Annotated in this window: 10 protein-coding genes and 1 riboswitch; of the genes, 8 read left to right on the top strand and 2 right to left on the bottom strand. The window is 47.4% G+C overall.

Annotated elements, in window-relative coordinates; all coding sequences use genetic code 11:
* The 3 genes from rnd to SFW65_07380 all read left to right on the top strand — a co-directional run bounded on the left by rnd (position 1) and on the right by SFW65_07380 (position 1,919).
* A complete protein-coding gene (gene rnd, locus SFW65_07370) occupies positions 1–1,158 on the top strand; it encodes a ribonuclease D (protein ID MDX1922930.1) in 1,158 nt (385 codons plus the stop codon).
* A 132-nt stretch (positions 1,159–1,290) separates the two neighbouring features.
* On the top strand, positions 1,291–1,545 hold the full coding sequence (locus SFW65_07375; GenBank protein MDX1922931.1) for a hypothetical protein: 255 nt from the start codon (positions 1,291–1,293) through the stop codon (positions 1,543–1,545).
* A 113-nt stretch (positions 1,546–1,658) separates the two neighbouring features.
* Positions 1,659–1,919 carry a hypothetical protein gene (locus SFW65_07380; GenBank protein ID MDX1922932.1) on the top strand — a complete coding sequence of 87 codons (261 nt, stop codon included), beginning with the start codon at positions 1,659–1,661 and terminating at the stop codon, positions 1,917–1,919.
* Here the strand turns inward: SFW65_07380 and SFW65_07385 are convergent.
* Positions 1,916–4,069, bottom strand: a complete 2,154-nt coding sequence (locus SFW65_07385; protein ID MDX1922933.1) for an RNA degradosome polyphosphate kinase — start codon at positions 4,067–4,069, stop codon at positions 1,916–1,918. The genes SFW65_07380 and SFW65_07385 overlap by 4 nt on opposite strands.
* 84 nt (positions 4,070–4,153) lie before the next feature.
* On the opposite strand from SFW65_07385, the gene SFW65_07390 reads away from it, so the two are divergent.
* Together SFW65_07390 and SFW65_07395 are read left to right on the top strand one after the other, a co-directional pair.
* Positions 4,154–4,669 (top strand): histidine phosphatase family protein, encoded by a 516-nt coding sequence (locus SFW65_07390; GenBank protein MDX1922934.1) that lies wholly within the window; start codon positions 4,154–4,156, stop codon positions 4,667–4,669.
* Positions 4,670–4,682: 13 nt separating this feature from the next.
* Entirely contained in the window at positions 4,683–5,717 is a 1,035-nt protein-coding gene (locus SFW65_07395; protein ID MDX1922935.1) for a WD40 repeat domain-containing protein, read from the top strand.
* Here the strand turns inward: SFW65_07395 and SFW65_07400 are convergent.
* A complete protein-coding gene (locus tag SFW65_07400; protein ID MDX1922936.1) occupies positions 5,693–6,562 on the bottom strand; it encodes a folate-binding protein in 870 nt (289 codons plus the stop codon). The genes SFW65_07395 and SFW65_07400 overlap by 25 nt on opposite strands.
* Positions 6,563–6,604: 42 nt before the next feature.
* Here SFW65_07400 and SFW65_07405 point away from each other — a divergent pair, with 42 nt between their 5' ends.
* From SFW65_07405 to pabB, 3 genes are all read left to right on the top strand, one after another.
* Positions 6,605–7,525, top strand: coding sequence for a glycosyltransferase family 9 protein (locus SFW65_07405; GenBank protein ID MDX1922937.1), 921 nt, complete (start codon positions 6,605–6,607; stop codon positions 7,523–7,525).
* Positions 7,526–7,659: 134 nt separating this feature from the next.
* Positions 7,660–7,830: riboswitch (TPP riboswitch) on the top strand.
* A gap of 46 nt (positions 7,831–7,876) precedes the next feature.
* Entirely contained in the window at positions 7,877–9,685 is a 1,809-nt protein-coding gene (gene thiC, locus SFW65_07410; protein ID MDX1922938.1) for a phosphomethylpyrimidine synthase ThiC, read from the top strand.
* A gap of 15 nt (positions 9,686–9,700) precedes the next feature.
* Positions 9,701–11,488 (top strand): aminodeoxychorismate synthase component I, encoded by a 1,788-nt coding sequence (gene pabB / locus SFW65_07415; protein MDX1922939.1) that lies wholly within the window; start codon positions 9,701–9,703, stop codon positions 11,486–11,488.
* Positions 11,489–11,585: the final 97 nt, after the last annotated feature.

Raw genomic sequence — 11,585 nt, forward strand, 5'->3', positions numbered from 1 at the left:
TTGGCAATCAACATGCTTATCAGCACCAATGATGAATTAAAACAGTTCTGCGGCAAATTACGCAGCAGCCGCTTTCTGGCCATTGATACTGAATTTATTCGTGACCGCACCTATTGGCCGCGCCTTTGCCTCATTCAGGTTGCTGGGGAGAGCGATGTAGGAGCTATTGACCCCCTGGCGGAAGGGGTTGATTTAGCCCCGCTGCTGGAATTGCTGTATGACGAAAAAATTCTGAAAGTGTTTCATGCTGCGCGGCAGGATTTGGAGATTTTTTTCCACCTGACCGGAAAAGTTCCAACGCCAATTGCTGATACACAGGTGATGGGCATGGTGTGCGGATTTGGTGAAAGTGTCAGCTATGAAAATATTGTCGCTAAGCTTGCCAAGGGCACGATTGATAAATCTTCGCGCTTTACCGATTGGGCGCTGCGTCCGCTTTCTGAAAAGCAATTAAACTATGCGCTGGATGATGTACGTTATCTGCGGCCTGTGTTTGAAAAGCTGGAAACAAAACTGGCTGAACTGGGCCGTGCTGACTGGATTGCGGAAGAAATGCAAATTTTGCGTGAGCCGTCCACCTATCGCCTTGAACCCGACCAGGCATGGAAGCGTTTGAAGATAAAGATGGATAAGCCAAAATTCTTCACGCTCGTGAAGGATCTATGTGCATGGCGTGAAAAAGAAGCGCAGCAGATTGATATTCCGCGCAACCGCGTATTACGCGATGAAGCCTTGATGGAAATCGTGCATCACGTGCCAAAAGATGCTGGCGAATTGGCGCGCGTGCGCGGTCTGTCGTCTGAATTTGCAAAAAACCGTTTAGGCACCGGTATTCTCGAGGTTATCAAGAATGCGCAAAGCCGCACACCTGATGCGCTGCCCGATGAACTGCGCAAAAATCATTTACCATCCAGCCTTGGCGCAGTGGTGGATATGCTGAAAGTTTTACTGCGTCTGGTCGCCGAAGAAAACGATGTTGCCGCAAAACTGATTTCCAATTCGTCAGATCTGGATATTCTGGCCGAACATGATGCGGCGGATGTTATGGCAATGAAGGGGTGGCGGTATGAACTGTTTGGAAAAAAGGCGCTGGCCCTGAAGCAAGGAAAGCTTGCCTTGAAGTTAAACAAAAACAAAATCCAGTTTATTGAAGTCTAGCCCATTTCGATTGTGGCCTTTTTCCCACGGATTTCCTGAAAACAGGGTTAATCTTTAATTAAAAAACAGCAATTTAGAATTTGTTAGGCAAATGAGAACATACTTCTGAGCAGTTAAATTGGAAACAGAACTATGGCATTTGGATACCGTTTTAAAAAATCATCGGAATTTACGGAAAGCGCAAAACGCTATAATCCAAAGCTGTTCGCATCGTTGCAGGCTCAATCTTCGCCACTCGAATTGATGGAAACCCCAAAATTCAAGATCGAAGAATTCTCAACTAACTTCGAGTATATTCTTGGAGATGTTGAAGGTAAGCATGCGCCCATGCGCAAGGATAGCGAAGTCGATTATTCTGAAACAATGTCTGAAACATCAGCCGCTTAATTCCCATAACTAAAATGCAATGCATTATTTAGCGGGTATTAACCTTGCTTTGCTATCGTTTGCCTCCCGGTTAGTTTTTTTAACGGAAATACTATTCTCAAGGAGCAACGGTTATGGCTGATTCAATTTTTCTTTTTGCAAAGCGTATTATGAAGCAGGCAATGACCAAGATGTATGCTGCTCCTATGCCCCACGACAAAGCAGAAATGGGTGACCGCAATTATGTACGCTCCAGCGGTTGCTTGAATACACATCGTGTGATGACCCACAAAGTTGTGCTGATGAATATGCGCCAGGAACAGGGCTACGAATGGCCAAAGCAATGGTCAAAGCGTTCAGAAATCTTCGCGCCTAAAAAGCTGTTATCAGCCTAAACTTCCTTTAGTTTAATTTCCGGCGGCTTATTGCCTTCCAGAATTGCAGAACCCCGGCCCGAAAGGCTGGGGTTTTTCATGAAATATTGATGAGCTGAAAACGGATCATCGTCGCCTTCCGGATTTAATCGGCGATATCCGCCATCCGAATCCATTTCCCAGCTTTGTAAATTGTCCTTGAGGCAAGCGACCATAATCTGGTTCAAAATCTGTTCATGTACCGTCGGGTTTTCCACTGGTGTCATCACTTCTATGCGGCGGTCAAGATTACGTTGCATCCAGTCCCCAGATGTAATGAATACCTTCGCGCCGGGATTGGGTAGCATTTCACCATTACCGAAGCACAAAATACGGCTATGTTCCAAAAATCTTCCGACAATGCTCCGCACAGTAATGCGCTCTGAAAGGCCAGGGATATCGGGCTTTAGGCAGCAAACCCCACGTATAATAAGTCTGATTTCAACCCCTGCGCTTGACGCTTCATAAAGCTTATCAATCATATCCGGGTCAACCAGCGAATTCAGCTTTGCCCAAATGCAAGCGTTTTTGCCGCCTTTAGCGTTCGCAATCTCGATATCAATCAAGTCATAAATTTTCTTGCGCATGGTTAGCGGCGCAAAGGCCAGTTTTTCCATCGCTTTTGGCTCGGCATAGCCAGTCATATAATTGAATAATGCAGCTGTATCGTGGCCAATTGCCGCGTCAGTTGTGAAGAAAGAAAGGTCAGTATAAATTTTGGCAGTTTGCGGATGGTAATTTCCGGTTCCAATATGAACATACGACTTAAGTCCGTTTTTTTCGCGGCGTACAACCATGGAAAGCTTGGCGTGGGTTTTTAAATCGGTGAAGCCATAGACGACCTGGGCGCCAGCACTTTCCAATGCGCGACTGATACTGATATTGGCTTCTTCATCAAAACGGGCTTTTAACTCAACCATTACCGTCACTGCTTTACCTGCAGTAGCTGCTTCAATCAGTGCCTGCACGATCGGGCTGTTGGCGCTGGTGCGGTAAAGGGTTTGCTTGATTGCCATAACATCGGGGTCTTTGGCCGCTTGCCGCAGGAAATGCACCACCGCATCAAAACTTTCATAAGGATGGTGGATGAGTAAATCTTTTTTGGCGATGGCCGCGAACATATCACCCTGAAAATCGCTGATGCGCTCGCTTTGGCGTGGCACATAGGATTTAAAGCGTAAATCATCGCGCCCACAATTCACCAATTCACGTAAATCGGATAGGCCGTTAAATCCTTTGACAATATGAATATACTTTTCATCAACATTGACGTGTTCGCGCAAAAATGCGCGCAGGCTTTCAGATGTATCGGTATGGATGCCAAGTCGTATCACGCGTCCCATGCGGCGCTTTTTTACCGCGTGCTCATAGGTACGTAGTAGATCTTCCGCTCGGTCATCAAATTCGAGTTCGGTATTGCGTACTACACGGAACACGCCTGACGATTTAAGGGTGAAGCCTGGTATGATTTCCTCTACAAATAGCAAAATAATGCGTTCTAATTGGATATAACGCTGCTTTTCGTTGTTCTCGTCCTTGTTACGCAAAAAGATAAACCGCTCCACGCTGGTGGGAATAGGAATAAGGTGGCGCATGATTTCGCCACTGGCCTTTTCCTCCATTTCCAGAACCAGCGCGACACCTTTATTCGGAATAAGCGGGAAGGGGTGTGCTGGATCAACCGCAATTGGCGTGAGCAGTGGTAATACCATGCTGTGAAAAAAATCGTTAAGCCATGTCATGTCACTTTTGGTGAGTTCGCTAGAACGGCATACATGAATTTTGTTTTCTTCAAGTTCCTTGCGAATTTCTTGCCAAGCTTTTTGCTGCCGCTCCAACATCTTGGCCGTTTTGATATGAATTTTTTCAAGTTGTTGTTCAGGCGTTAAGCCATCATCACTAAGCACATCGACCTGATTATAGATCTGGCCGTGCAATCCGCCGATGCGCACCATGTAAAATTCATCAAGGTTGGCAGCAGAGATAACCAGAAAATTCAACCGTTCCAGAAGCGGATGTGCCAGATTAAATGCTTCGTCTAGCACCCTGTTATTGAACGCCAACCACGATAATTCGCGGTTATTGAAACGCGATGCGCTGTTTTTTTCAGAATCTGTGACTGTATTTGGCATAAAAGGTCTTTATTAAGGTGGTAAACTAGGTTTAGCTATCAGATATTAAGAAGATGTTTCCAGCGGAAAACCCCCACGAATTGCATGAAAACCTTGATACTTTTACGTCATGCCGAAGCTGCCGATTTACAGTCGGGCAAAGATGCAGAACGGCCTTTAACAGCAAAAGGACGTGGCATGGCAGTATGGGTTGGAAATGAACTAACAAAAAAAGGCCTATGTCCCGATTTTATTTTGGCATCCGCCGCGCAACGCACCAAGGAAACGTGCCAGCTGATGCAAGATGCTTGGGCTCCTGATGTTTATCCGCAGGCATTTTTTGATCCGGCAATTTACCGCGCCGATGCACATGAATGTTTAGAGATGATCGCAATGCAAGATGAAATTCATCACAGTGTAATGATGATTGGGCATAACCCGTGCATACATCAACTTGCACTTATGCTCTGCGGGGCAGGCGAAGTGCAAAAATCACCTGAATTGTCACAACGCTTTCCACCAACATCTTGTGCGGTGTTAAGCTTCCAAAGCGACTTATGGGTACATATTCATAAGGGTAGTGGCGCGTTGGTTGATTTTTTCCACCCCGCTGATGCTTAACGGGGATGCTTAAATGACTAAGCGCGTGGATGACCGCCCCTATGCCGGCGTGGAATGGCAGGAAAAAGCATTTGTTGTTGATATGACTGCGCTGGAAGCTTTCGGATGCATGGCAATTGGTCTTGCCGATGGCACGGTTTCCTTGCGCCTTATCAGCAGACCCGAAACCGAATTAGTGCCAGCGATACCCGCGCATAAAAACGGCCTTACCGCACTCACAATTGCGCCAAACGGCAAATCATTTATTTCGATTGGCGAAGATGGCCGCATTATGCGCATCACGCCCGATGGAGCGGTTCAGCAACTTGCTGAAATAGGTAAAGTGTGGCTTGAACAATTGGCCGTTCATGAAAGTGGTCTGATTGCAGTCAGTGCCAAGAAAACGGTTTTTGTGTTTGATGAACAAGGCAAGGCGCGGTGCGAGTTTACAAATCATCCCAGCACGGTACAGGGCTTGTGCTTCGATCCCAAAGGTAAGCGCGTAGCCGCCAGCCATTATGGCGGCGTGAGTTTGTGGTGGGTGAACGGTGAAGCAGGGCAGGTGCCGCAGCGCTTGAACTGGAAAGGCTCTCACCTTTCGATTGCGTGGAGCATGAATGGAAAATATCTTCTTACCGCCATGCAGGAAAATACATTGCATGGTTGGCGCACGCCGGATTTTGCTGATTTTCAAATGAGTGGTTATGCGATCAAGCCCAAATCGTTCAACTGGTTACATGATAATCGCTGGCTGGCCAGTTCTGGTTCCCCCGGTATTGTGTGCTGGGATTGTGGTGGCAAGGGGCCCATGGGTAAACCTGCAACTGTATTGGCGCAAGATTGCGAAGATATTTCAACCAAAGTTGCCTGCCATCCGTCACTTGATTTGGTTGCCGCTGGAACGATAGCGGGCGATGTGTATCTCGCACGGTTTCAAGATGACCGCATCGTGCGTTTGAAAACCAATACGAAAAGCGAGATTACATCACTGCGCTGGAGTGATAACGGCCAGACCTTATTGGGAGGCGCTGAGGATGGCTCAGCTTATGCTTGGGCGTTTTCGGAGTGAACGATTTTAGCCGTTAGATAATCGGGAAAACGCACATCATAGGTTGTGCCGTGGTGGATCAGTGGGCGTTTTTCGGCAATAAATGGTTTGATTTTATCAAGCTGGAATAATCCAAGGCCATAATCTTTGCCAATCGCCATCACGCGGCCAATATCAAATCCTTCATGCAATATATTATGGTGGCGCTCAGGTGGAAGGCCTTCAAATTTAAATGGCAGGTAGCGCTTTTTAATAAGTCCGCGATAATGGGTGCGTGCTGTTAATTCTTGCCCCATATAGCAGCCCTTCGTCCAACTAATTGCATTCAATACATCGAAATTAATTTCCAGAAGTGTGGAATGACCAGTTTCAATTTCGACTAACCCTTCCGCGACGCCATTTTTGTAACGCCATTCACGGTAATCGCTTTCTTCCCTGTTGGTTACGATACTGGCTTCATCGCTTTTTTTTATGATCAGGCGTTCACCCATTGCAGCAAGTCGTGGATCGGCAAAGGCGAGGGGATGACCCGACGGCGCGCCCCATAACCCGAATACTGAAAAGTACTTGCGGGTATCTTCCAGTGCTACTTGTGAACGCATTTTGTAGAAAGAAAGACGTTTTACCAGATCATTGATTTGGTCGGCGCTGCAATCAATCAGTAGCGTATCGCCATCGGGCACCACAAAAAAATCAAACAGGTATTTACCTTGGGGGGTAAGGAATGCCGCAAAGAGCGGTTTGCCATCAACTGCCAGCTGGATGTCCTGACTAATTAGCCCCTGCAGGAATGTAAAACGGTCAGGTCCTGCCAGCCTCAGCACGGCGCGGCTTGCTAATAGTGCTGTTTTTGTTGCTCCATTCATGCACTTTGACATAGCGCACTTCTCTCGTTTATCAAAGAGGGCATGATTGGTAGCCCCAAAAAATTATTGTTCATAACATCGAACCGTCTTGGCGATGCCGTGATTTCCACTGGCTTATTGGAGCATGCCATTACGCGTTTCAAGCCAACGGAAGTGACCATTGCGTGCGGACCCATACCTGCGCCGCTCTTTACTGCCGTGCCGAATTTAAAGCGCATCATCATCCTTGATAAAAAAGAAGGCGGCCTTCATTGGCTTAAGCTATGGCGCGAAGTATTCCCGCACATCTGGGATGTGGTGATTGATTTGCGCAACTCCGCTGTATCCTACCTTATCTTTAGCAAAAAGACTTTTCGTTTCACGCAGGGGGTCGAGACTGAACATAAATCCCATCAGCTTGCCAAGGTCATGGGGCTGCTAGACAATGTGCCGTACAATAAAATCTGGCTAAGTGAAGCCGCAAACCAGCAAGCACAAACTATATTGCATGATGGCGAACCCATTTTGGCGTTATGCCCGACTGCGAATTGGCAGTCCAAAACATGGCCAGCCGAACGGTTTATTGATGTTGCAATGCGCTCACCCTTCCAGCGTATTGCGATTTTTGGTGCAGAGCATGAACGCGAACAGGCCATGCCCATCATCACCGCGCTTCAGCAAAAATTCGATGTGATTGATTTGGTCGGAAAGACCAATCCGTTGGAAGCGGCGGCATGTCTTGCGCGTTGTCAGTTATGTATCGCAAACGACTCAGGCCTCATGCATATTGCTGCTGCTATGGGTACACCAACCCTTGGTCTTTTTGGGCCAAGTAATGATGTGGAATATTCACCCCATGGGCCACGCACGGCTTTTGTGCGTGGCGCGCCATTTTACGGGTTGGAGCATACCGTGAACCCCTTTGGCCTCATGCAGGCTATCTCTGTGGATATGGTTGTGAAGGCCGTTAAACGCCTCATATAGCTCAAACGCCGGCCATTATCTTTAGGTGGCTTCGCTCGCATAAGCTCGCGGGTCGGCTGTCGCCGCCCTTTAACTCATATAAATAAGCTATTGGCCTAAATCCTTTGACAAAAAAGCTGATGCGCCTATCTTTCCCTTATTCCAAGAGGTGCTCATTATTACCTCAAACATAGTATCGGTGACGACCGTCACCGCGCGAGCTTATGCGAGCGAAGCCGTACGGCGTTTGAGTACATAAGGGCTGAGAAATACTCTTAGAACCTGATCCGGGTTGTGCCGGCGGAGGGATGGAATAATGAAATCCACCAATCCCTTTGACCACACAATTCAAAAACTAAAAAGGGGTTTGTGATGCTCGATAATTCAAACGATATGACGGTAACAACCGGCGCTTTTCCATCATCCCGCAAAGTGTATGTGGAAGGTGACAAGCATAAGGATATCCGCGTCGCAATGCGCGAAATTGATTTAGCGCCAGAAGCAAAAGAAGAACCGATGCGCGTCTATGATACATCGGGCGCATATTCAGATCCTGCCATTCAAATTGATATTACCAAAGGCTTGCCTGCCTTGCGCCGCGAATGGATTATGCAGCGCGGGGATGTGGAAGTTGTGGAGGGCCGCACCCGCAAACCCGAAGATGATGGCTTGGCGCCAGGTGAAGTGTTGAAAGTTGCACAGTTTGACCGCGGCGACGTGCCTGTGTTACGCGCTAAAGACGGCAAAGCAGTAACGCAGCTTGCTTATGCACGTGCGGGCATTGTAACGCCGGAAATGGAATATGTGGCTATCCGTGAAAATATCGGCCGCAAAGCAAAATTGAAAGAAGCCGAAGATAAGGGCGAACGCTTTGGCGCAAATATTCCTGACTTCGTAACGCCGGAATTCGTTCGTGATGAAATCGCGGCTGGCCGCGCGATTATTCCAAACAACATCAACCACCCTGAATCAGAGCCGATGATTATCGGCCGTAATTTCTTGGTAAAGATTAATGCGAATATCGGCAACTCAGCTGTTGCATCCAGTGTCGCGGAGGAAGTTGAAAAAATGGTGTGGTCGATCCGCTGGGGTGCTGACACCGTGATGGATTTATCAACGGGACGTCACATTCACACGACGCGTGAATGGATTATCCGCAACTCACCTGTTGCGATAGGCACGGTGCCCATTTATCAGGCTTTGGAAAAAGTAAACGGCAAGGCCGAAGATTTAACATGGGAAATCTTCCGCGATACGCTCATTGAGCAATGCGAGCAAGGCGTTGATTACTTCACCATCCATGCGGGGGTGCGCTTGGCTTACATTCCTCTTACTGCAAAACGGGTAACCGGCATTGTATCGCGTGGCGGCAGCATCATGGCGAAATGGTGCCTCGCCCATCATAAAGAAAATTTCCTCTACACGCATTTTGAGGATATCTGCAAATTGCTTAAGCAATATGACGTTGCATTCTCATTGGGTGATGGGTTGCGGCCTGGTTCGACTGCAGATGCCAATGATGAAGCGCAATTTGGTGAATTGGAAACGCTGGGCGAGCTTACCAAAATCGCATGGAAGCATGATTGCCAAGTGATGATTGAAGGCCCGGGCCATGTGCCAATGCTCAAGATTAAAGAAAATATGGATAAGCAATTGGAGGTGTGCGGCGAAGCGCCATTCTATACGCTTGGGCCGCTTACAACCGATATTGCGCCGGGGTATGACCACATCACGTCAGCCATTGGAGCGGCGATGATTGGCTGGTTCGGCACAGCGATGCTGTGTTACGTGACACCCAAAGAGCATCTGGGCTTGCCCAACCGTGATGACGTGAAAGTTGGCGTTATTACGTATAAAATCGCAGCGCATGCGGCTGATTTAGCAAAGGGACACCCGGGTGCGCGTCTGCGAGATGATGCGCTTTCGCGGGCACGTTTTGAGTTCCGTTGGAAAGATCAGTTCAACCTATCGCTTGACCCGGACACAGCAGCATCGTTCCATGATGAAACCTTGCCAGCCGAAGGCGCAAAACTTGCGCATTTCTGCTCGATGTGCGGGCCGAAATTCTGCTCCATGAAGATTTCTGCCGAAATCCGCGATATGGCAGATAAAGGTATGCAGGAAAAATCAAATGAATTCCGCAAACTAGGCAGCCAGATTTATCACGACGCTGCCGAGTAACAGTGCTGAAAAGCCATGACCTTTATTCTTCTCGATAATACCAAAGACAGGGATGAAGGGGCGTGGTTGTTTGAAGATCCGCTCGAACTCATTCGCGCTGATGCGCCGGAAGAGGTTCTTGCGGCTTTCGAAAAACTGGAAAATGCACATAAACGTGAGCTTTATGCGGCTGGATTTTGTGCGTTTGAGCTGGCTTATGTGCTGGAACCAAGCCTCACCCCGTATTTACCCCAAAACCGTAATGTTCCGTTGCTGTGGTTTGGTGTATTTAAAACCCGTGAGAGGTTGAGTGCTGATCAAGCCACAGCCTATTTAAAAAACAAGGCAGGGCAAGGCATTCACATTCCAACCCTTGTTCCGGAATGGTCGCAAGATGACTACACGCAGCGTTTTGAAAAAGCACGCGAAGCAATAAGTGCCGGGGAAATTTATCAGCTAAATCTTACCTTCAAGACAACATTTGAATGCAAGCGGGATCCGGTTAATTTATACTTACGGTTGCGTGAACAGCAACCCGTAGCATATGGCGCTTATCTTGATGCGCCAGATTTTAAAGTCTTATCGCTTTCTCCTGAACTGTTTATCAAGAAAAGCGGTAGCCATATCGAAACGCGCCCCATGAAGGGCACCGCGCCCCGCGCCCCGCTGCCAGAATTGGACAAAGTGGTAGCGCATACCCTTGCTACTGAACCCAAATCACAGGCTGAAAACCTTATGATTGTAGATTTAATGCGCAACGATGTTGGGCGCATTTCACAAACGGGCAGTGTGGCTGTGCATAATTTATATGCCGTGGAAACATACAAAACATTGCATCAAATGATTTCGACCGTAAGCGCTACCTTAAAACCAAATATTAACTGTATGGATTTGTTTAAGGCGCTATTTGCTCCGGGTTCAGTTGTCGGTGCGCCAAAAATACAAGCGATGAAAAAAATCCGTGCACTTGAAACATCCCCGCGTGGCATTTATTGCGGCGCCATCGGTATGATGGGGCAGGGTGAAGCTGTTTTTAATGTAGCCATTCGCACAGCTGTGCTTTTTCCAAAAGATGATCAAGCCTATGCAGGTGAAATGGGCATTGGTAGTGGCGTGGTATATGATTCATCTGCAACCAGTGAATATCAGGAATGCCTGCTCAAGACAAAATTCTTTCAACATCACATTAAACCCGAAGGGTTAATTGAAACCCTGCGCTATGACAAAAAGGGCGGCTTTTATCTGCTGGATCTCCACATGCAACGCATGGCTGCTTCTGCGGCTTATTATGAAATTCCGTTTAACAGGGACAAGGTAATCAAGGCGCTTAATGAATTTGTAGCAGATATCGTTGATGACCACACACGGTGCAGGCTTGTATTGCTTTCTAGTGGTGGCATAAACTTGACCGCGCAGGCCTTGCCAGCAGGTGCGTTAACCCAGACTATTCATTTCGTTTACGCGCCAGAAATTATGCAAAGTAATAATCCGTATTTGTATCATAAGACAACCACGCGTGATTTTCTGGACGCGCCATGCGCACGGCTCAAAAAATCAACCTGTTGTGATGAGGTAGTGTATTTAAATGAACGCGGGGAAGTGACACAAGGAAGTTACATGAATATATTTCTGGAGCAAGCAGATGGAACATTTGTAACGCCGCCTATAACTGCGGGGTTGCTGCCGGGCGTATTTCGTGCAGAATTTATTGCAAAAAACCACGTAATCGAGAAAACCGTGTTTCCTGATGATTTAAAAACGGCCAAGCAGGTGTATCTTGGCAATTCCGTGCGCGGATTACTAAAAGCAAAATTAGTTTCTTAAGATTTCAAAATCTCCAACAAAAATAGGCGTATTCTTAAATAATACAAATCCTACAAACTAACTTGACAATAAGGCGGTTCAGGCTGCATTGTTTCTC

The sequence above is a fragment of the Alphaproteobacteria bacterium genome, from assembly GCA_033762625.1.
Lineage (GTDB): Bacteria > Pseudomonadota > Alphaproteobacteria > UBA9219 > RGZA01 > RGZA01.

Coding starts and splice junctions, on each gene's coding strand:
- SFW65_07375 (MDX1922931.1), top strand. CDS start 1,291: ATGGCATTTGGATACCGTTTTAAAAAATCATCGGAATTTACGGAAAGC.
- SFW65_07380 (MDX1922932.1), top strand. CDS start 1,659: ATGGCTGATTCAATTTTTCTTTTTGCAAAGCGTATTATGAAGCAGGCA.
- SFW65_07385 (MDX1922933.1), bottom strand. CDS start 4,069: ATGCCAAATACAGTCACAGATTCTGAAAAAAACAGCGCATCGCGTTTC.
- SFW65_07390 (MDX1922934.1), top strand. CDS start 4,154: ATGAAAACCTTGATACTTTTACGTCATGCCGAAGCTGCCGATTTACAG.
- SFW65_07395 (MDX1922935.1), top strand. CDS start 4,683: ATGACTAAGCGCGTGGATGACCGCCCCTATGCCGGCGTGGAATGGCAG.
- SFW65_07400 (MDX1922936.1), bottom strand. CDS start 6,562: ATGAATGGAGCAACAAAAACAGCACTATTAGCAAGCCGCGCCGTGCTG.
- SFW65_07405 (MDX1922937.1), top strand. CDS start 6,605: ATGATTGGTAGCCCCAAAAAATTATTGTTCATAACATCGAACCGTCTT.
- thiC (MDX1922938.1), top strand. CDS start 7,877: ATGCTCGATAATTCAAACGATATGACGGTAACAACCGGCGCTTTTCCA.
- pabB (MDX1922939.1), top strand. CDS start 9,701: ATGACCTTTATTCTTCTCGATAATACCAAAGACAGGGATGAAGGGGCG.